This is a genomic window from Agromyces sp. ISL-38 (assembly GCF_018613935.1).
Lineage (GTDB): Bacteria > Actinomycetota > Actinomycetes > Actinomycetales > Microbacteriaceae > Agromyces.
On the sequence record NZ_JAGGPF010000009.1, the window covers coordinates 62,588 to 83,121 of the forward strand.

At 63.8% G+C, this 20,534-nt stretch carries 19 protein-coding genes; 3 read left to right on the forward strand and 16 right to left on the reverse strand.

Annotation, left to right across the window (positions count from 1 at the left end; genetic code table 11):
* Positions 1-75: 75 nt before the first annotated feature.
* Both J7E25_RS07725 and J7E25_RS18315 read right to left on the reverse strand, forming a co-directional pair.
* The gene (locus J7E25_RS07725) at positions 76-573 is read right to left on the reverse strand and encodes a hypothetical protein (RefSeq protein WP_214869470.1); all 498 of its coding nucleotides are present in this window, start codon (positions 571-573) and stop codon (positions 76-78) included.
* A 79-nt stretch (positions 574-652) separates the two neighbouring features.
* Positions 653-2,470: a DUF4012 domain-containing protein gene (locus J7E25_RS18315; RefSeq protein ID WP_214869471.1), complete on the reverse strand. Its 1,818-nt coding sequence runs from the start codon at positions 2,468-2,470 to the stop codon at positions 653-655.
* A 407-nt stretch (positions 2,471-2,877) separates the two neighbouring features.
* Between J7E25_RS18315 and J7E25_RS07735 the strand changes: the two genes are divergently transcribed.
* Positions 2,878-3,774 (forward strand): WcbI family polysaccharide biosynthesis putative acetyltransferase, encoded by an 897-nt coding sequence (locus J7E25_RS07735; protein WP_214869472.1) that lies wholly within the window; start codon positions 2,878-2,880, stop codon positions 3,772-3,774.
* A 70-nt stretch (positions 3,775-3,844) separates the two neighbouring features.
* Complete coding sequence (locus J7E25_RS07740) at positions 3,845-4,327, forward strand: serine acetyltransferase (RefSeq protein WP_214869474.1); 483 nt, start codon at positions 3,845-3,847, stop codon at positions 4,325-4,327.
* A 73-nt stretch (positions 4,328-4,400) separates the two neighbouring features.
* On the opposite strand, the gene J7E25_RS07745 is transcribed toward J7E25_RS07740, so the two are convergent.
* The 14 genes from J7E25_RS07745 to J7E25_RS07810 form a co-directional block, all read right to left on the reverse strand.
* Positions 4,401-5,261, reverse strand: coding sequence for a glycosyltransferase family 2 protein (locus J7E25_RS07745; RefSeq protein WP_214869477.1), 861 nt, complete (start codon positions 5,259-5,261; stop codon positions 4,401-4,403).
* A gap of 16 nt (positions 5,262-5,277) precedes the next feature.
* Positions 5,278-6,576, reverse strand: a complete 1,299-nt coding sequence (locus J7E25_RS07750; protein WP_214869479.1) for an O-antigen ligase — start codon at positions 6,574-6,576, stop codon at positions 5,278-5,280.
* Positions 6,577-7,254 carry a CatB-related O-acetyltransferase gene (locus J7E25_RS07755; RefSeq protein WP_214869481.1) on the reverse strand — a complete coding sequence of 226 codons (678 nt, stop codon included), beginning with the start codon at positions 7,252-7,254 and terminating at the stop codon, positions 6,577-6,579.
* On the reverse strand, positions 7,251-8,546 hold the full coding sequence (locus tag J7E25_RS07760) for a lipopolysaccharide biosynthesis protein (RefSeq protein WP_214869483.1): 1,296 nt from the start codon (positions 8,544-8,546) through the stop codon (positions 7,251-7,253). The genes J7E25_RS07755 and J7E25_RS07760 overlap by 4 nt, the downstream gene beginning before the upstream one ends.
* Positions 8,543-9,682 (reverse strand): Coenzyme F420 hydrogenase/dehydrogenase, beta subunit C-terminal domain, encoded by a 1,140-nt coding sequence (locus J7E25_RS07765; protein WP_214869485.1) that lies wholly within the window; start codon positions 9,680-9,682, stop codon positions 8,543-8,545. Before J7E25_RS07765 ends, J7E25_RS07760 begins: the two co-directional genes overlap by 4 nt.
* A 98-nt stretch (positions 9,683-9,780) precedes the next feature.
* A complete protein-coding gene (locus J7E25_RS07770) occupies positions 9,781-10,869 on the reverse strand; it encodes a polysaccharide pyruvyl transferase family protein (protein WP_214869487.1) in 1,089 nt (362 codons plus the stop codon).
* 7 nt (positions 10,870-10,876) lie between these two features.
* The gene (locus tag J7E25_RS07775) at positions 10,877-11,578 is read right to left on the reverse strand and encodes an acyltransferase (protein WP_214869489.1); all 702 of its coding nucleotides are present in this window, start codon (positions 11,576-11,578) and stop codon (positions 10,877-10,879) included.
* Positions 11,571-12,683 carry a glycosyltransferase family 4 protein gene (locus tag J7E25_RS07780; protein WP_214869491.1) on the reverse strand — a complete coding sequence of 371 codons (1,113 nt, stop codon included), beginning with the start codon at positions 12,681-12,683 and terminating at the stop codon, positions 11,571-11,573. The genes J7E25_RS07775 and J7E25_RS07780 overlap by 8 nt, the downstream gene beginning before the upstream one ends.
* Positions 12,680-13,792, reverse strand: coding sequence for a glycosyltransferase family 4 protein (locus tag J7E25_RS07785; RefSeq protein WP_214869493.1), 1,113 nt, complete (start codon positions 13,790-13,792; stop codon positions 12,680-12,682). The genes J7E25_RS07780 and J7E25_RS07785 overlap by 4 nt, the downstream gene beginning before the upstream one ends.
* Positions 13,793-13,867: 75 nt before the next feature.
* Positions 13,868-15,085 (reverse strand): glycosyltransferase, encoded by a 1,218-nt coding sequence (locus J7E25_RS07790; RefSeq protein WP_214869495.1) that lies wholly within the window; start codon positions 15,083-15,085, stop codon positions 13,868-13,870.
* A gap of 53 nt (positions 15,086-15,138) precedes the next feature.
* Complete coding sequence (locus tag J7E25_RS07795; RefSeq protein ID WP_214869497.1) at positions 15,139-16,626, reverse strand: sugar transferase; 1,488 nt, start codon at positions 16,624-16,626, stop codon at positions 15,139-15,141.
* Positions 16,620-17,552, reverse strand: a complete 933-nt coding sequence (locus J7E25_RS07800; RefSeq protein ID WP_214869499.1) for a hypothetical protein — start codon at positions 17,550-17,552, stop codon at positions 16,620-16,622. The genes J7E25_RS07795 and J7E25_RS07800 overlap by 7 nt, the downstream gene beginning before the upstream one ends.
* Complete coding sequence (locus J7E25_RS07805; RefSeq protein WP_214869501.1) at positions 17,539-18,141, reverse strand: low molecular weight phosphatase family protein; 603 nt, start codon at positions 18,139-18,141, stop codon at positions 17,539-17,541. The genes J7E25_RS07800 and J7E25_RS07805 overlap by 14 nt, the downstream gene beginning before the upstream one ends.
* Positions 18,138-19,547 (reverse strand): polysaccharide biosynthesis tyrosine autokinase, encoded by a 1,410-nt coding sequence (locus J7E25_RS07810; RefSeq protein ID WP_214869503.1) that lies wholly within the window; start codon positions 19,545-19,547, stop codon positions 18,138-18,140. Before J7E25_RS07810 ends, J7E25_RS07805 begins: the two co-directional genes overlap by 4 nt.
* 182 nt (positions 19,548-19,729) lie before the next feature.
* Between J7E25_RS07810 and J7E25_RS07815 the strand changes: the two genes are divergently transcribed.
* Positions 19,730-20,518: a CPBP family intramembrane glutamic endopeptidase gene (locus J7E25_RS07815; protein ID WP_214869505.1), complete on the forward strand. Its 789-nt coding sequence runs from the start codon at positions 19,730-19,732 to the stop codon at positions 20,516-20,518.
* The last annotated feature ends 16 nt before the right edge of the window (positions 20,519-20,534 follow it).

Below are 20,534 nucleotides of genomic sequence, written 5' to 3' on the forward strand. Positions count from 1 at the left end.
CCTTCGATCGACTTCGTGTGCGAATCGGGCTGCACCTGAATTCAGCGCAGTCGCGCCTCGCGGGAGATGCCGTGGCTACGCCGAAGCGCGGCTTCGCCGTACGGTCGTGAGGACGGCGACGAGTGCGCCGCCGAGGATGACTGCTCCGACGCCGCCCCAGAGCAGCACGACCGGGAAGTCGTACCCGGTGCTCGGGAGGCCCCCCGTGCCGGTTGCGGCGTCGCCGGGAGCGACGGTGAGCGTGGCGGTGGCGACCGCCTGGCCCGCCGTGACGGTGATGGTGTAGGTGCCTGGCTCGGTCGCCATGGCGGTGTAGCTGACGACGCCTGAGGCGTTGGTGGGCTTGGAAGCCGTCTCCGCCTTCAGCACGCTCAGCGTGACCGCGTCGTCGGCCGTGGCCGTTGACGGGGTGCTCGGCGGAAGGTCGGAGAAGGTCAGCACGACCGCCTCACCCGCTTCTACGACGACGGTGCCCGGCCCATCACCGGTGTAGCCCGCCGCGTTTGCGACCGCTGGTATTGCGAAGACTGCTGCAAGCGCGAGTAGCGCCGCAGCGACAATCTTGCGAGTCATAAGTTTCCCCCTAGTTATTGCGGTGCTATAGCGCGTCCCCCGGCGCACGAACGCCGGGGTTCACACCTCGGCGTACCCCTTACCTTAGAGCAGACTCACAGGAAATCGGAAGACTCGATATTTCGGCTGCGTAAACTAATGGCGTCGATCGCACCTCCACGGCGCGATCTCCCGGTTCTCCGGCGAGGAATCCGAACTCGTACGTCGCACGCTCTCCCGGCGCGAGTAGGGAGTCGATCTTGCTGAGGGTGTACCCGGAGTCGGAGGTCGGGTGGTACTCCGCAGCGGTGCCATCGCGCAAGACTCCGAGGTTGTAGCTGCCCGGGGTGCCGTACACGAGGAGCGCGGTCGCGATCACGCCGGGAGGAGTGCCGAATTGGCCGACTCCCCTGACATACCGCGGAAGTGACGTCGCGGCATCCGGCGGCGCCGTGTTCTCGAGCGTGACCGAGACGACGTAATTCTGGAGGCCGTCGGCGCGGCAGGTGACGGCGCCGGCCTGGATCTTCACGTCGAGGTACGGGCCCATCTTCGCGCCCGTGGTGTCGTTCAGGTAGACGCCGAACGACTGGTGCTCGTCGGTGCTCACCGGGAGTCCGCCGGCAAGGGAGGTGCCATCGAGCACGGCCTGCTCGGCGGCATCCGCATTCCAGATGAGAATCCGGTGCTCCTCACCCGATTCGATGAACGCGTCGATCAGCTTCCGGGCGTCGACCTTGTCCCCCGAAATGCCGACAACGACGCTCGCAGCGGCTGCGGCGAAGAAGGCGTCCTGGTCGGCCGGATTCTGATAACGCTCGTAGACGTCGCGGAGCAGCATCTGCACGGCGTTCTCGCTCGTGAGCGTGTCGCCGGTGGGTAGGGTGATCGGCCCTGTCGCCACGAGCAAGTGGCTGAGCACGACGGGGTCGAGCGCGACGACGCTGTCGACCTCGTCGCCGAACTTCTGCTTCCACATCTCCCGGGCGAGCGATGCGGCGAGCGGGAACTGCGGCGTGAAGTTCACGTCTTGGATGTACGACGCCGTGTTGTCGCCATACAGGGCCCGCGTCTCCAACGGAAGCTCGGCGACCGGCGGATCGAACTTGGGGAAGTCCTGCGAGTTCGCTTGCTTCGTGAGTTCGAACGCCCCTTGGTCGGTGTGCACGAGTGCGAGCGCACCTGAGATGCCGCCGGTCGAGCGCAGCTCGGCGTTGTTCTGGAAGAGCAGCAGCGTGTCGCGGGGCCCGTTGACACCCAGCATGGTCGGAACAAGGCGAACCGCCCGGTCGAGAGCGCCCACTGTCGCGCTCGCCTCGACCAGCACATCGGTCAGCTCGTCGCGTGCGTCGGCGAGCGGGCCGATGACGTCGGCGGATGCCACGGACTCGTCCTGCATCATCGACTGCGCATGGCTGAGGGAGACGGATGCCTCACCCAGTGGCCCTTGGGCGTCGAGCAACGGCTGCAGGTCGACCTGCCCGCCCGCGGGCTTGAACGATGCGAGGTCGATTGCGCCCGCGGCATCCGCAAGCGGCTCCACCGCGCCCTTTGCCACGAGCTGGACGGATGCGGCCATGATGCGCGTGCTCTCGAGGTTCGGGCCGACCCAGGGGATCACCTCGACGGCACGCCACATCGGATCGCTCGTGAGCGCCGCCGCCGCTTCAGCGTGTTGCACGAGCTGTGCTGCGGTAGCCGCGGCCGCATCCGACTCGCCAGCGACCACCTGCTTCTGCACTGTCTTTGCGAGGGGAAGCGCCGCCTCGAGCTCTTGCTTGGCGAGCAGTCCGCGCACCCCGATCCAGGCGACGGCTGCGATGAGCACGAGCGCGAGGCCGCCGATGATCCACCAGAGCCGGCGGCGACGGTGGCGTGCACGGCGACGGTGGCGAGAAGGCGGCATGTCGATGGTCACCCGAGACACCCTACGGTGCCGAGATCTCACCGCACGCGTGGGGCCCGCATCAACCGTCGCTCTGTAAACATCCACGCACCGTGCAACTTGTCCGCGAGATCTCGGATCCAAGGCGAGTTCCGGCCCCCGATCAACGCGATCAACACCAGCCGATTTCATAACTAACCGGCCCTTTCGGGGGCAGGGGCAGCTGTTCGGACGGTGGATGAGCACCACCGAACCGATTGCGGCATGGCGGCGCCAGCACCTGAGGGCTATCCCGCCCGGGGCACCCGTGCCTATAATCCGCTAACAGCCACGGTCGCGGGGGAAGGCAGCCACGGATGAGTGTCAAGAGAGTCGCGCGGCGAGCTTATGCAACCGCCAAGACCTACCGATCTGCCGTCGCACCCTCGCGAAAACCCCTCGTGACCGTCTATGGAAACTGCCAGGCGGCGGCCATGAGCTCGATGCTTCGCTCGTCGCCCGCCTTCACGGATGAATTCAATGTCGTCTGGCTGCCCGGAGCGCACGAGTTGGTTAGGTCTGACCTGCCGGCCCTTCGTCGCATTCTCGCGCGAACCTCGGTGTTCATCACTCAGAACATCAGGGACAACTATCGCTCAATGCCAATCGGTACGAGTCAGCTGCGCTCGTTCCTGCCGCGATCGGCGCGCACATTGACGTACCCGGTCATGTACTACAAAGGTCTCCATCCTTACTTGGTGTACGTGCACGCCACCGGCGACCTTGGAACTCCCGCACCGCGCACCGAGGGTTACCACGATCTGCGATTCATTTCGGCCGCTGGGCACGGAATGGACGCCGTCGACGCGGCAGCTTGGATGCAGGAATTCGGCGGAGCCCACGACTGGATACGAGAGACGGCTACCGCGTCGCTCACCGAACTTCGCAAACGCGAGGAAAGCCTCGACGTGCACGTGAGCGGCTCCATTGAGGTCGCCGCAGAACGGGCGTTTTGGACTGTGAACCACCCGTCGAACGCGATCCTTGCGACGGCAATCGAGGCCGTGCACGCTGCGCTGGGTGTCGACGTCCGACCAAGCGATGTCCAGCGAGAACTCCTCTCGTACACGGTTGTTCCCGTTAGCAACCATGTGCGCCGCGCACTCGGTGCCCCCGATAGCGCGACCAGCGAGTGGGTCGTCAATTACGAGACGGTGCCGGAACACGAGCTGTTGAGCGCACATCTCGAGTATTACCGCTCACGTCCAGAAGTTCTCAAGCACGCACTGACTGAGCACTCGGAAGTGCTGGCCGCTTCCGGCCTATTCTCAGTCGTTCAAGCGAAGACAGTGCCGTAGTGGCGAATGCCGACATCGAGACAAGTCGTTCGAGGTCGATATTGCCGATATCGAGGTCACCGGGGGATAAATGAGTCTGTGGGCGAAGATCCGTGCGGATTGGGTTGCGAATCACGAGCTTCGGATCAGGCTTTTCATGGTCGCGTTTCGGGTTGCGAATGCTGCTCGCAAGTTCGGGCCGCTCGCTCTCCCTGTGCTCGCCGTGTACAAGATGATCAGCGCAGCCGCAGGGATTGAATTGCCGTCCCGGACTAAGGTCGGATCCCCACTGCAGATCCAACACGGCTTCGGCCTCGTCGTGCACGGTGACACCGTGATTGGCAACCGGTGCGTGCTCAAGCAGGGCGTCACACTGGGTATTCGTAAGGCGGCAGGCCCCTGCCCCGTTATCGGCGACAGGGTGCAGTTCGGTCCGAACGCGCAGGTCATCGGCGGCGTCACCATCGGGGACCGCGCCCTGATTGGTGCAGGCGCGCTAGTGCTCGATGATGTCCCCGCTGATTTTGTGGCGGTCTCGCCTAAGGCTGTAGTTCGCCCGAAGGCACTGGCCTAATCCCGCAGATCTCTGATCCCGTGCGTTTCGAGCACTCCAAGAGATGCAGCGGGCTTATGGCAAAGGCTCCCGCTCAGGTGTATGAGCCGAGCATCCCGGCAGCCATACCACGAACGTTTGCCCAAACCTTCTTAGCTCGCCCATTGGGTTCCCGCAGAGCCGCAACTAGGAGGCGGCCCGTATAGCGTGCACCGCGCCCCACCAGCACACCGAGTCTTGAACTCCGAGCACCACACACGAACAACCGATTTCGCTGCATGTAGAAGTAATAAGCGGGCGACTTGCCGCTCCTCTCACCGGAGCCACCGACTCGGTGCCACACGGTTGCACTCGGCACCACGGCTAGGACCATGCCCCGATCCAACATGCGTAACCCGAGCTCGGCATCTTCCCAGTAGAGGAATAAGTCTTCGCGGAAGCCCCCGACATTCTTCCAAGTGGCCAGCTCCATCATCGGCGCAGCACCGGTGACGAACGACACCGCTACCGGGTCGTCACCAAGGTCGGCCGCCGACCAGGTCGTTGTCACGCCACGCTCGACATCAGTCTCGCCGCCGCCATACCAAACCCACTCGTCCGCTGGATTGCCGGTGAGGATGACTGGACTCACCACGTCGAAGTGGTCCAGGGCCGAAACGAGCACCGAGAGCGACCCCGGGTGCACCACGATATCGGGGTTGACGATCCAAACAAGGTCTTCATCGGCAGCGGCGCTGATGAGCCGCACACAGGTGTTCACCCCATGGCCAAACCCCCTGTTCACAGCTTCGAAATGGACGGCAACACGCTCATCCATCTGGCGAATCGACTCCAGCATGTCTCGCTCACCGGCCGCGGAATCATTGTCGACGATGGTCACCGTCGCAATCTCTTCGAGCAGCAGGCTGCGCACGCAACTCTTCAGATCGTCGGCCGAGTTGTAGTTGACAATCACAGCGTGCACTGCGCGTCTACCGGTTGGCATGGGGGCTCCCTCCCGGGACTCGCGCCGATAGGAAGGCATCGTCAAGTTGCAAGGCCGTTCGTCGCAACTGATTCGCTCGCGTACACAGTCCGAGCAGAACCATGAGGATGACCGGCAACCCAGTCCAGGCGTGAAGCGCCAAGTAAAGACCCGACAGGAGCACCAGAATTGCTGCTTGGCCTTCGGGGAGCGTCAGAACCGTAGGCCGAACAACATAGAACAGCATGCTCACGAAGATGAGGAGTCCGAGTAGTCCGAAGTCGAAAACGGCCATCGCTATCTCTGAGTCGACGGTCAGCGCCAAGTCCTTGATTCCGAACGCGCTTGCGACCAAATAGACGCCGTCTGGCAGCCCGGTGATTCCCCATCCGAATGGGGCTTGGGCGAGCGAGTCCACCAACACGTTGTAGAGCTGGAATCGGTACTCCACGCTTGCGGCATCCGATTCCGTGCTGTCGAGGCTTGCGGAGGAAGGCGTCGCATATGCAAGGTAGGCCAGCCCTCCAACCAGCACCGAAACGGCGACTACCTGAGGCAATCGAGAACGCCGCGTCGATCGCATAAGCAGCGCAATCGCCGCCCACACGACCACAAGTGCCAACGCTCCGCGGCTGCCGGTCCCGATGATTCCAGCGACCACGACCGCGAGAATCACCAACCGTGCTCCAAGTGGTCCCACGTAGCGCCACGCGAGCGGAATGGCGACCAGGAAAAGGACGGAGAGAACAAGAGGATGTTCGCTCAGCAATATCGCTCTCTGCCGGTCGAAGCGAATCAGCTCACGAGTCAGATCAGACCTGCCGAATAAGAGTCCTCCGCTCAGGCTCTCGACAAAGGCGAGAGCAGCGAACACCGTCGCCCATCCGACGTATGTACGCGCGAAGAAGCGAACGTGGCCCTCATTGCGGGAAACCGTCACACCAAGCAGAAAGGCGCACGGAAAGAGAATGAAGTACCGAAAGATAGGATCTGCAAACTCTGGCGAGAGCACATCGGTACCGAGGAAGAACACAAGCACAAGGAGCACAAATAGGATTCCCGCGACCGCGAATGCCCGGTTCCGAGCGACCCCAACCTCGGAGGGCCGGGTCTGCCACAGAAGCTGCATGACAATCAGGCAGATGACCACCAAGATGAAAAATCGAATCGGTAGTGCCGCCTTGAGGAATCCCGCGGCAAAGCACATCAATACGAGCGCATGAGTGCCGACCTGCGCAGCGAGCTTCATCGCGATGAGCGTAATAACGGCGATCAAGCCAATGACTATGAGTGCTATCGACTCCATCTAGGTTTCCTCATCGGTTGCGCGAGGCACGCCTCGCAACTCCCGCAACGCGTCGATCTTGCGCAACTCACGGATGGAAGCCAATGGCTCGAGCTCCCACGGCCGACCGTTGAGGACTCGCTGTCGTTGTTCCGCCGATAGCCTCTTGCCGACTTCCCGTGCAGGATTGCCGACCATGATTGCGAAGTCGTCGACATCTCTCGTCACGATCGAGCCCGCGCCGATCACGGCACCTATGCCAATTCGCCGCACCTTCGGAAGGATCACGGAGTTCGCTCCGATCCAAGTGTCATGGCCGATCCAGATCTCGGTTCGTTCAACGTCGTCATGTTCGTCAGCGAAACCAATGCGCGGGTTGTACCAGTACGGATGCATGCTGGCTCGTTCCATTGGATGTGCTGCCCCAAATCGTCGTACCCCCGGCCCGATAGACACGTACCGCCCAATCTCGGTGCCCCGGTCGGCATAGCCTGGCGTGAGCAACGATCCGTAGCTGTACGCACCAGCGCGCACCCCGTAGTGCTCTTCCAAGACGCGACGAAGGGTCAACGATGTGAGTTGCCCGCCCTCTGCAGCCACTGCCATGCGGAGCAACGCGCCCGACAGCGGGACCCTGCCGTAAATCGAACTCACGATTCGACCACGCATCGATTGGTTCATCTGCGGTGCGTCACTCATGCCGGTACCTCTCCTGCTCCCCATTGCCCTCTCCGTCCCGTGAAGACGATGAAGATCAGCGGAAAGTCGATCGCGAACAGCTTCAGTCCAAGCTTGGATGTCGAGTATGCGATGCCAGCGACGATGTAGCCGAGGCCGAGAAGCGTGATTCCGAGAAATGGATTCATGAGAAACCCGAGCACGCCCACAACGAGTGCGGGAATGAACACGAGCAACAACATGACTGCTGACTTCGGGCGACGAGACAGATCCACCATGACGGGAGTCAGAGCCGCGAGCCCGAGCATCATGAGTCCGCCGGGGAGCAGATACTGTCTTGCTGCCGTGAAGTCGGGCCCGAAGAGCCAAGGAATACCTACGTATGCGAGCGGGATACCGATCATGCATCCAACGATGCCGGTGATCATGCAGCCCTGCATCAGCACACGCAGCCGGACCTCGGGTGCCAGGCCAGGGCTCCTCGCGAACGATCGCTGGACCAGGGTCAAATACACGGCGAACGCCATCTGTGGCAAGAGTGCGACAACTGAATAGAGACCAACGACCTGTCTCGTCGCAGATCCACCGAGAAGCAGGGTGTCTGCGCGGAGGCTCGCCGCATCGACGAGCTGTGTCCGCCATGCGACACCCGCTCGTTTGAGAACTTGACGCGTGGAATGCGCCGGGTCTCGTCGAAGTTCAATCGTTCGTTGAGCGAGCGCAGTGAGACTACCGCGTCGTGTGCGGCGCATAACGACCCAGAGGACGAACATCTGGACGGAGACCCCGAGGGCGTTTGCGATGATCAGGTTCGCGACGTCGAGAGCGCCCATGAAGAATAGACCGACCGTCATGCCCACCACGAGGGTCGCGTAGGACACGTTCGCAAACCCGAGAGCCGTGGTCTTGCCAAGTGAGACGAGCGCACTACCCTCAACGCTTCGCGTCCCTGCGAATGCGCCAATGCCATAGAACACACAGGTCACGATGGTTTCCCACTGCGTAAGGCGAAGCCAGTTCGCCATGATCAGCGCGATCACGATGGCCACCGGCAGCAGCCCTACCGCAAGCAGGCGCGCCTTTCGGCGCCAGTAGTCCACCGAAAATGGGTCATGTGCCACGGCGTCTCGAACCAACCAGCCCAGCCCGAATGTGCCGACAGTGATGAGGATGGTCGAGACCGTTATGAGAAGCGTGATCTCGCCTCGACCCACTGCTCCCAGCGCGCGAGCAGTCAGTGGCGCTGTGATGAGCCCCGACAGGAGCGGAGCGAGATTCCCCATCAGGTGGACAGCCCCACCCGCGCGGCTCACCGGAGCTTCTCCGAGTGCCGGTCTGCGCGTGCTCTGCGGAATGAACCCAGTGCCTGAGCAAGTGCTTCCCGAGGTGCCGTGGCGATCCAGCGAAATCGCGAGAACCCACGAAATCGAGGCATCGAACGCCCTCCGAGCGCGAATCCGATTGCGCGATATGCCGCGAACTTCTTGCGCTTCTCTTGGGACGGCTGGATAGCGCGCAGTCTTCCGAGTTGAGTCGCAAGTGTTGATATCGCTCGACCGTCAGCCTCGCGTAGCAATTTCTCCCCGCGGGAGGTTCGGGAGATGAGGAAGCTCCGGCCCTCGCCGTCGTCGAATACCGGGTAACCGCGTTCGTCAGAATCCCAGCTGTCCGCAGCCACAATGTCCGCATGCACGCCCATGCCGTCCTGGCACACCTTGCAGCGAGTATGCAAATGTCGATTCAGCGTCTTGCCCCACGAGTCTTCGTAGGTCATCCGAGCCGTGGCGCCGTTGTTGGCCGTCGCTGTGAAGTAGCCGGGCCATCCGTCGCCCCGGTATCGGATCGTTCGAATCTCCACGCGCGGCACCTTCAGCTCATCGATCACCGACTCCGTCCCTCGCCAACCGGGAGTTCCGGCGCAGAAGAAGCTCAGGAAGTATTCGATCTTGGGAAGCTTCGATGCGTCCGCGTCACGAAGCGAACGCAGTGCTGCGATGTCACAAGGCTTGCCGATGACCGCTACCCGGTCGGTCGTCGCGACGTCGCGAATGCTTGTGAAGGGATCAGCAGGCGAGTACCGCGAGCCGCTCAGTAGTCCGACGTCTGCGGAGTCACGAATGACAACGGAGTCGTTGCCAAAGGCGTCACTCGAACTCCCTGTCACGCCGACCACCGCGTCCACCTTTCCCGCAGCGAGAAGGAAAGCGGCGAGCGCGGTCAACGTGCCACCGCTACTCCCGTGATGCCGGATCGACTCATCGAGAGCCCAACCGTCACGGGTTGCGACGATGGGACCCCACATCGGATCCAGTACCGCACGCGAGCCCGGCTCGGGCTGCGATTGGCGATACCCGGTGCCAGGGCAGAACTTGACGAACAACTCGCTCTCTGCCGAGGAGAGCGCAGCCAGTTGAGACGGGCTCAAGAACCCCGTCTCATCCTTCTTCATCGAAACGCGCTCGGGAAATGCGATCGCACAGACGCCACATCCGATGCAGAGGCCAGCCGCTTCAACCGCTCGCGGCTCTGAGAGGTTGCGCGCCGGACTCACGCTTCACCAACCTTCGTGAGGAATCGATCGACGCGTCGGCGCCCTTCGTCCCTGGCAGCCTGAGCGCTGCTGCGAAGCGCCTCCGAGCCGATCGCGCCGTCGAGATCGAGTCGGAAATGCGACTCCACGGCTCGAAGGTCGATGACTCCGTCATACCCGAGATCTTCGAACAGCGGCCTGAATTTGTCAGAGTATGCCAGCGCTATCGCGGGAACGCCGAGGCTGATGGCATTCAGGCAAGCATGCATGCGGCTACCCACGAGGAGGCCTGCGCGTGAAACGACACCTCGGAGCTCGTCAAGGTGGTCGGGAGCAATGACATCAAGAGCGTGGATTTCATCCGCAAGCAAGGAAGCGATCGCTCGATCATCGTCGGCGCTTCCCTTCGCCGAGACGTGTACGAGAAGACCTGTGACAAGACCTCGTTCGCTCGCGTCGGTGATCACGTCTCGAATGATGCTGCGGTATATGAGGTGATCCACGTGCGAGTTCGGGTTCCATAGGAGTCCGCTCACGTTGAGCAGAAGGTCGTACGTTGTCCCGCTCTTGCCTTCATCCTCAAGCGGCGGCGGCTCATTCACAGCGAAGACAAGATCGGTTGCCTGCTGAAGCCCCTGGATGCCGGCCTTTCGGGCACGGGCGGTGCTCTGTGAGTCCCTCGCCCACACTTGTACCGCTCGCCGGGTCGCCAATCTCGCGGCCCACGTGGCGATACCCGCGTCCCATGGCCCGAGCGTTTGCGGGCACAACACGAGCGTCGAGCGGGAGAGGCCGGCCGCCATCTTTGACGCAATCATCTTTCCAAATCGCTTGAGGCCGTAGATCGAGGCGAAACTATCGCCTTCGCCGACGTCGAGGATCAGGTCGTAGCTTGCGAGTTCCCGGCGGGTGGGGTGCCAGGGAATCAGGGCCGCGAGGAGAAGGCGCTTGAGGGAGAGCGCACCCGACTCGAGAGGCGATCGATGGCTTGCGAATCGCAACTCCCAGTCGCGCGGCAGCCCATCGATCAGGCCCCGCGCGAGCACACGGACCCCGAAGTTGGGCGATGCTTCCTCGGCCCACATCACGAGCACTCGTTTCTGCACTTCTCTCCTAGATCTGTTTGATCTGGCGGGCTGGAACGCCCGCGAGAATCTCGTTACCGAGGTGCTTCCCACGCACGACCGCTCCTGAAGCTACGACTGTGCGGGGTCCCAGCTCAGTCCCAGCAAGCAGGGTGACGCGTGATCCGATCCAGCAGTCGTCAGCTATCACCACTTCAGCTTGCGAGGTGCCCTGCTTGCGAATCGGAATGGTCGCGTCTTCGAAATTGTGGCCTTGGGAATGGACAAGGAAGTACGGTCCAATGATCACGTCATCGCCGATCGTGATGCCCCCTGAGGCGCCGAGGTGGAAGAAGTCGCCGACGCCAGAATTCCGACCAATCGTGACGCCTTGACCGAACAGCGAAAGGTGGCTGGTTGTAGTGATGATCCCGAAACGACCCAGCCTGCTTCCCGGGCCGAGGTTGATGCCGCGTGCGCCGCGCGCATCGAGGGTCGACGATTCACCAATCGAAGCGCCGTGCCCGAGAGTAATGCGTCGCCGTGACCGCATTCTGACGTGGCGACCAATGAAGACGGGCTGCCGAAACCGCAACAAGCCACGAACACCTTGGGTTCCACGAGTGAAAATCTCGCCGAGAAGGTCTGCGGGCTGAAGCTCTGGTGCGATTGCATAGTCGCGGCCTGTGCCGCGCAAAAGTTGGTGAGCGATCCGGTGTAAGACTCGGCTACCGGATTGTGGGCTAGCCATGAAGACTCCCGTTTACCAGTTCCGTAATCGTGGCAATGGCTGACTTCCGCCTGAACGGGTCCAGCTGTGCCGACCCGGGCGCGAGCGAATCAACACTCCCCATTGCCTCGAAATCGGGGCGATCAAGCTCAACCTGAATCACGGAATCCATCAGCGAAGGGGGGAATCCCTCGAACGCAAAACGTGTTCCGAGAACCGGTATCCCCTTCGCGAGCGACTCGATCACTTTGACCTTGATCCCGCCGCCAAGTCTGATCGGTGCAAGTGAGAGCGAGATCCGCTCGTAGAAGGCGTCGACGTTCGGGACTTCGCCAATGATCTCAATGCCCTCGATACGTCGGAGCCGTTCTCTCGATTGGCGACCCGCCACGACGATGGACCAACCGCGATCTCGAAGCGGGACAGCCCAGTTCTGCACCAACGCCTCATAGGCGTCCACATTCGGCCAGTACTCGAAGTTTCCGATGAGGCCAGCGACTTTCTCGGATCTATCCGGCGCGACCGCGGCGAACGAATCGTCCGGGAGCCAGACCGGCAGCCACACTGCATTGATTCCACGGCTCTGCAACAGTTCGGCGTCGGCCCACCCGACCGCCGTCACGATCTTCGCCGACCCCGAGTATCGGGCTTCAACGCGCGCCAGTGCTCTCGCCTGAGCCGCCGCCGTAAGTCGGGCAAGGCCTGCCCGGCTTCGCGCTTCACGGGCAGAGAAGGCACTCCACACGTCCATGTAATCAAGCCAGAGTGGCGCCTCGGTGAATCGGGAGTAGGGCGCTTGGGAAAGAACGCTGATGACCAACAGATCCGCGTCTGAACCTCGAACTGTGCGCTTCAGTGCCGAATCGCGTGCACCGAATCCGGTCGGCATCGGAAGGAATTCTCGCTTCAGCGCCCCGACTTTGGATCTGAGCCGGGCTTTCATCGAGGGCTCGCTTCCAGTCCCGAGGAATTGTTCTCCGATCGCCGCACCGGGTGTGAGCACCGACGTCGTGACACCGAGCGATTGCAGAGCGTCCACCAAACCTCGCGTCCGAATCGTCCCGCCATGGTTCGAAGAATAGGGGTCCGTAAGGCTGAGGACATTCGCAGCGCCGATGGCGATCACGGCGCGCCTACAAATGCGTCTGCCATCGGCGCGCCCACAAGAGCGTCCGCCATGGAAACCACATTGCCGGAATACGCAGTCTGAGAGAACCGGGACCGCACGTCGTGAAAGCCGGCTCGGGCCAGGTCCTCCGCAAGATCGGGTCGCGACACCAACGATCGAAGCGCCTCTGAAAGACGTCCGGGATCGTCAGGCGGGACTGTCAGTCCGGTCTGATTGTCACGGACTATTTCCACTAAACCCTCGGTCGCAGACACGATTGTCGGCCGCATCGCTGCCATCCCTTCCGCTGCAACGGTCCCGAACGGCTCAAACCGAGAAGGCACCACGATGATGTCCGCCCTCTCAAGCCAGCCACTCACGTCGTCGGTGAAGCCCACGAAGGAACACTCCTTTTCGATGTCGAGCGACTTGGCGAGCGCAACGAGCTCCTCGAAATACCACTCGTACCCGGGGAAGATGTCACCGACCATGGTGAGTTGCAGGTCGATACCCGACTCTCGCGCCATTGCCAGTGCCCTGATCGCGACATCCTGACCCTTGCGCGGATTGAGGCGTCCGACGAGGAGTACGTGCGCCCGCGTTGAGAGTGGACGCGGCTCGGAGCGGAAATAGCCATCCCAATTCTTGCCGTTGTAGACCACTCTCGTTTTTCGAGAGACCGGGAAAGGAGACGAACGTTCCACGAATCGTTGAGTCGCGACGCTGTTGCACACGACGACGTTGGCTGCCTGGAGGGGAAGCACCAAGCCAGCCCGAATCAACCGGCCGCGATCGTTCTCCACCTCACGAACGTGGCACACCACCTTGATACCCAGGATTCTCGATGAGAGTAACCACATGGGCTGGGTCAATGTGTTGACCCAAACCATCTCGGCGCCGAAATTGCGGATCGCGCGACGGATCGGGCCGAATGCTGCCAAGGACCTCATAGCAAGACCGAGCATGCGTCGTGGGCGGAGGAACTCCTTACGGAGCACCGGCACGTCGAGGATATCCACCGTGAATCCCTCGCCGGCAAGCAAGTCGGCAAGGGCGCCAGCGTTCGGCAGGGCTATTCGCACGTCGTGACCAGCAGCTCGAAGCGCAAGCGCCGTCTCTGCTGCCATCCGATCGCTTCCGTAGAGTTCTGCGCCAGGATGGCAGAGATAGATCTTAGCCACGGTGAAACCGCCTGAATCTATTCACGAGAGCGCTCCGCTACGTTCGGCCGTCATTTGTTCCATCGAGTGTTGGGCGTGCTCATCGACCAGAACTCGTTGCGTTGAACGCTCAGCAAGTCGCGTGAGTGACCGCTCGTACGCATCACATACCGATTCCCACGAGTAGTCCTCCGTGGCGCGCGACTTTGCCGCTGCCGAGAGCTCGCGACGACGAGGCTGATCTTCCATGAGTCGCCAAATGGCAGCTTCAATGGCCTCCGACCGCGGGAGCGCGAACTCACCCGCCGTTGCCAGCACCTCACGATTGAAGACGGTGTCCCGCGCCACGATCGGCGCCCCAAGCGCCATCGCTTGCACCAAGGCTGGGTTCGTTCCCCCGACACTGTGCCCGTGGAAGTAGACGCCGGCGTGCTGCCACAGAGCGAACAGACGACGATCATCGTTGACATGGCCAAGCCAACTCACGCGTTCGTTGGTGCGAGCGAGCTCTTCGACCCGTTCCTCGATCTCTCCTCCATAGCCTGAGGAGCCGACGATCACGACGGGCCACCGCTTTGCAAGTCCCTCGGCTGCCTCCAAGAACTCCGAGATCGTGTTTTCTGGCACGAAGCGTGCCACGACGAGCACGTACTGGCCGCTCTCGAGACCTTCGGGCACAGGTAGAGGAGAGGACGGATCACCGCCATAGGGAATGACATCGCCGAATCGCTCGAAGTCCTGCTCCCAGCGGTCTGCGATCGCTTGCGCGTCATACACGAGTCGCGTTCCCCACCTGGCCGTAAAGCGCGCACCGGTCCGGAACACGCCCTTCGCGACGGGGCCCCACTTCTCTCGCTCCCACTCGAGGCCATCCACGTTGACCAACGACGGGATCCCCCGTGCGCGCAAAATCGGAAGCCAGTAGCCGTTTGCGTGATTCATGACAAGCGCAACGTCGGGCTTCCAACTCGCAGCATGGAGCGACGCTGTCAGCCCGAACGAGAGCGTGCTCAAGGCTTTGGTCTCAAGGCCCGGCGTTACCACCGTGTCGACCTCCGGATGACGCCCCCCGTCGTGATCCTTCGTGGTGCCGGGCCGGCCGTACACCACTACTCGCCAGCCGCGTTCGACAAGGTACGGCGCCAGACGACGCACCGCCGTCTCGAAGCCGCCGTAGTAGCTTGGATATCCGCGTGTGCCGATGATCGCGACACTCTTGATTCGCTCCGGTCCACTCGGACCTTCGATGGTTTTCGACATAGTTCCCCCCTGGAAGTCGATTCACCCGAGACTTCGTCAAATAGGCCCCCCGCCTAGTACGCCCCCTCACTGCCGAAGACGGCTTTCGCCGTGCGCCACAGGATCACGACGTCACCTGTGATCGACCAGTTCTCGACGTAGTAGAGATCGAGTCGAACCGTGTCTTCCCACGACAGGTTCGACCGGCCGCTCACCTGCCAGAGGCCCGTGATGCCGGGCTTCACGAGGAAACGCCGGTGCACGTGCGTCGCATAGTGCTCGATCTCGCGGAAGAGCGGCGGCCGCGGACCGACGAGCGACATCTGGCCGCCGAACACGTTGAAGAGCTGCGGGAGCTCATCGAGGCTGTAGCGACGCAGGATGCGCCCGATCGGCGTTACCCGCGGGTCGTCCTTCATCTTGAACATCACGGTGTTGCCGACGTCGCGTTGTGTGGTCGCGAGGGCGTCGAGGAGAGCCTCTGCGTCGATGACCATCGAGCGGAACTTGAGCATGTCGAACCGCTCGCCGTTCAGGCCGACGCGTGACTGCTTGAACAGCGCGGGCCCCGGCGACGCGAACTTCACCGCGATGGCGATGATGGCGAGCAGCGGTGAGAGCACCAGGATGAGTCCGCCCGACGCGACGACGTCGAAGGCGCGCTTGGCGAAGGACTTGCGGCCGCCGAGCTTCGGCGTCTCGACGTGGATCAACGGCAGGCCCGCCACCGGGCGAGTGTGAATGCGCGGGCCGCCGATGTCGATCAGGCTCGGCGCCACCACGAGGTGCTCGTCGCCGGGCACGAGGCCCCAGCTGAGCTCGCGCACTCGCTGCGGATCGAGTTCGTCGGCACTCGTGACGATGATCGTGTCGGCGCCGAGCGCGCGCATGACCTCGAGCGAGCGATCCACCCCCCGCGAAGTCGGTATGTCGAGCCCGGGGAGCGTGCCGCCGATCACTTCGGAGGGCACGCATGCGCCGACGACGTGATAGCCCGCCTCCGGCGCTCGGGCGAGCTCGCGGGCGATCGTCGCCGCCGATTCAGACGAGCCAACGAGCAGCACGTGCGAGGAGTATTGGCCGTTGCGCCGCTTGACGACGAGCCATTGGCGCCACATCCACCGTGAGAACACCAGCGTCGCGAGCCCGAGCGGGAACGCGATGAGGAAGTATCCGCGTGCGAGGTCGAGCTTGAAGAGGAACGCGACGATCGCCACGATGCCGAACAGGCGGATCGTGGCATCGGCGATGGCGCGATACTCCTGCGAACCGACCCCGAGCACCCGCACCGAGCGAGTGTCGAAGAGCTCGAGGGCGAGCACCCACGCCGCGATGATCGCGATGGAGACCGACGTGTAGCTGATCGTGATCCGGTCGCTGGGTCCGCTGACGCCGTACACAGAGCTGTCGAGTCCGAGCCACACGATCTGCGTGCCGAACACGACCCAGACCAGCACCGCGACATCGGTGAGCGTCACACGATTCGCATACCGCGTCGACCACGTGGATGTCACGTGCCGTTCGGGCACCTGACGATCGCGATCGGCGCTGAGTGTCACCATGTCGTCCCTCCGTCCGAAGAGCGAGCGACGGTGTCGCCCGACCAGAGCCACGCGGTGCCGTCAGCGGCGGTTGCGAGCACCGTCGCTCCGTCGGCGGCCACGGTGGGCACGCACGTGCCGGGGGTGCCGGGCTCGAGAGCGGCCGAGAGTGGCATGACGCGAGCGCCCTCGCAACCCTCGCCTCCGGTCACAGCTAGCAGGTAGCCGTCGGCTGCCGGTGTGACGGATGCCGCGCCCGACACGGGCGCCGAGTTCGACCATGTTGTACCGGCATCCGTCGTCGCCGCCACCGTCGCTCCGTCGCAGAGCACGGCCGCCTCGGTCGACGAGCGCGCAGCGAGCTGCACCGGCGTTGCGCAGGGAGTGGACGAAGCGCCGCCCGGAGCGATGACCTGACCGGCGTCGAGATGCCACACCGTGCCGATATCACCGGTGGCCTGCCAATCGGCGCCCTGCACGAAACTGCGAAGCAGAACGGGTGCACAACTCACGGGGTCGGCGGCGACCATTGAGACGATGTCGGCGGCGGGAGCGATCGATTGCACCGTTCTGGCCTCATCAGCGCCCACCTGCGTCCAAGTCGCACCGGCGTCGGTCGTGACCTCGAGAGCGGCCGGAGTCTGGGGGCAGCCGCCGGTGACGGACCGGTACGCGGTGGCGGCATCGACTGCGGCGAGCACCGCGGTGAGCGGCGCGACCGAGACATCGGGATCGACCGCTGGGGCGGTGGGTGTCGGCGTCGCCGTGATGCTCGCCGTGGGCAAGCTCGGCAGTACCTCTCGTCGTCCCTCACTGGCGCCGGCCGATCCGGTCGACGAGATCGCGAACACCACGAGCGCGATGTCGCCGAGCACGAACGCACCGACTGCAGCGATGACCAACCAGCCCGTGCGCTCCTCGCGCACGCCTTGCCTACGCCGCGCCACGACTGCCGAGCCTCGACGCGGTGGACAGTGCCCGAACGACAGCGGTGACCGCGGCGTCGATGACGCGGGCCGATGCCTCGTAGATCTCGGCCGGGCGGCCATAAGGGTCAACGATGTCGTCGTCGGCCGGCTCGGCCGGTGGTGCAGCGAAGCCACGGTTCATCGAGATCGCGCCGATGACGTCGACCGGCGAGGCCACTGACGCGAGGCTCGCTGCACCCTCGGGATTGCTGTCGAGAAAGGCGGCGATGCGCGCGAACTCCGCGAGCGTGTATGCGCGCCGTGCCGACCTCGGCACGAGCGACGCGACGGCGGCACGGTGTTCCCTCGCGGCCGTGAGCACCAGGTCGGCGTCGTCGATGAGCGACTCGGTGAGCTGTCTCGCGATGTGTCGGTCGGGAACGCCGCCATAGCGCAGCGACAGGGCGGATGCCTCCTGGGGCATTCCTTGCCCCACGAGCGCAGCGGTGCCGCCGCTGCTCACCGAGGCGTCGATCCCCGCGGTCGCCAACCGCGCCGCGAGCAGTTGCTCTGCGAGCGGCGAACGGCACACGTTTCCCGTGCACACGACGAGGATCGACAGACTCATGCCGTCGCCCCTGTCGGCGCGGAGGTGTAGCCGTAGCCGTAACCGTATCCGTACCCATACCTGCCGTAGCCGTACGCATCGGGGCCCTTGGTCGGCATCATCGTGAGCACCACACCTGAAACCGGCGCGTCGACGTTGGCAAGAGCGGCGAGCGCACCCTTCAGTTGGCCCTTGTGCGCCCGACCCGCGGAGACGACGACGATCGTGCCGCCGACGGCCTGCGCGAGCACCGCGGCATCCGTCACCGGAAGCAACGGCGGAGCATCGAACAGCACGACGTCGAACGCCCGGCCGAGCTCGGCGATCGTCGTCGCCATCGCCTTCGAGCCGAGCAATTCACTCGGGTTCGGCGGGACCCGGCCCGCGGGCAGCACGTAGAGGTTGTTGCGGCCCCAGTGCTGCACGACGTCTTGCAGTTCAGCGCGACCGATGAGCAGGTCGCTGAGCCCCACTGCGCCCTCGATGCCGAGGTACTCCGCGAGCTTCGGTCGTCGAAGGTCGGAGTCGACGAGGAGCACCCGCCCGCCGGCATCGGCGAGCGCGATGGCGAGGTTCGACGCCGTCGTCGACTTGCCCTCGGCCTCGACGGAGGAGGTCACCACGAAGGCACGGTTCTCGCGCCCGGCGTCGAGGAACTGCAGGTTCGTGCGCAGCGTGCGGAACGACTCCGCGCGCGGCGAGTGCGGGTCGGCGTGCACGATGAGCGGGCGCTCTTTCGCCTTCGGGTCGAACACGATACCGCCGATGATCGGTGCGTCGGTGACCGCCTCGACATCACGCTCGTTGCGGATGCGCGTGTCGAGCGTCTCGCGGAGCACGGAGATGCCGACACCGAGAGCGAGCCCCACGAGCGCGCCGAGCGCGACGTTGAGCGGCACATTCGGGCTCACCGGCCGCTGCGGCACCGCGGCGTGCTGCACGAGCGTGAGTCGCACTGGGGAACTCGCGGCGGATTCATCCGTGGCCTGGGTCGTCTCGATCGACTGGACCACCTCGGTGAGGCTTTCGGACACGGCCGTCGCGATCTCTGCGGCGAGCGCCGGGTCTTCATCGACGACGGTGATGTCGATGAGCGTGGTGTCGAGCGGCGCCGTGGCCGTGACCTGGGCGGTGAGCTGCTCACTGGTTCTATCGATCTCGAGCTTCGAGATCACGGGCAGCAGCACGATCGGCGTGGTCGCGAGGTCGGCGTAGGTCTTCACCCGCTGCTGCGTGAAGCTGTTGCCCTGCTGCAAATCGGTTGCGCTCGTGCCGCCCGAGGTTGAGACGAACACCTTGGCCGACGAGCTGAACTTCGGTGTCTGCAAGAGCGAGAAGGTCGCCGCCGCGCCGACGCCCACGAGCGTCAGCATGACGATCAGGACCCAGCTCTTCTGCAGAATGCGGATGTAGTCGCGTAGCTCCACTCAGACCCCGTGTTCCCCCCACGAACGCGAAAGTCGCGCCCGCCCCCCTTGTAACCCGATACGGCTATGTTCGCATCGGATGCGACCGATCTTGTCACGATACGATGACGTCGAGATTAACGCATGACGATCGGGGCATAGCTCAGATGATGGGCTTCCCCCGAAGCAATACGCTGTCCCCCATGACCAAAGATGCCCCGGAAGCCGACGACCTGTCAACTTCTCAGGGCGTTCCGGCCCCCTCAGCCCCGATCTGGGGGGTGGCGGATGCCGCCTTTGGCACGATATTCGCGATCCTCTGCGTGCTCGGCTGGACGGCGCTCGTGCGCACTGTCATCATCGATCCGGCGGTCCAGGTGCTCGGGGCGTACCTCGCCGTGTGGATCCCGCTCCTCGGCGGGGTGCTCGTGGCGAGCTTCGTTCGCGGGCGGCGTTCGCTGACCCTCGACTTCGGCTTGCGCTTCACCTGGCTCGACCTCTGCTGGGGCGTCGGCCTCGGTCTGCTCGCGCGCGCCGCCGTGAGCGGCATCGAGCTCGCGACATCCGGTCGCGTCGCCGGTTTCGGCGTGCGGCTCGAGCTGCCGACCGGGTTCGAGCTGTGGTTCGGGGTGCTCCTCGCCCCGATCGTGCTCGGACCGCTCGTGGAGGAGCTGTTCTTCCGCGGACTCGTGCTTCGCGCGGTGGAGCGCGGTGCGGGCGTCGGCGGTCACGGCAGCGGCGATGATCGCACAGATCGCCGCACGCGCGTCGCCGCGGCATCCGTCGCCGTGCTCACTTCGGCGCTCGTGTTCGCACTGCTGCACGTGACGCAGGCAGCGACGGTGTCTGAGGCGTGGCGGTCGGGTGCCGGCAGTCTCGTGTTCGGCCTCGCCGCCGGAGTCGCGACCGTGCTGACCGGGCGCCTCGGCGCGGCGATCATCGGTCACATGGTCTTCAACGGAGTACTGATCGCGGCGGTACTCAGCGCGTGAGCCGTGCCCGGCGACC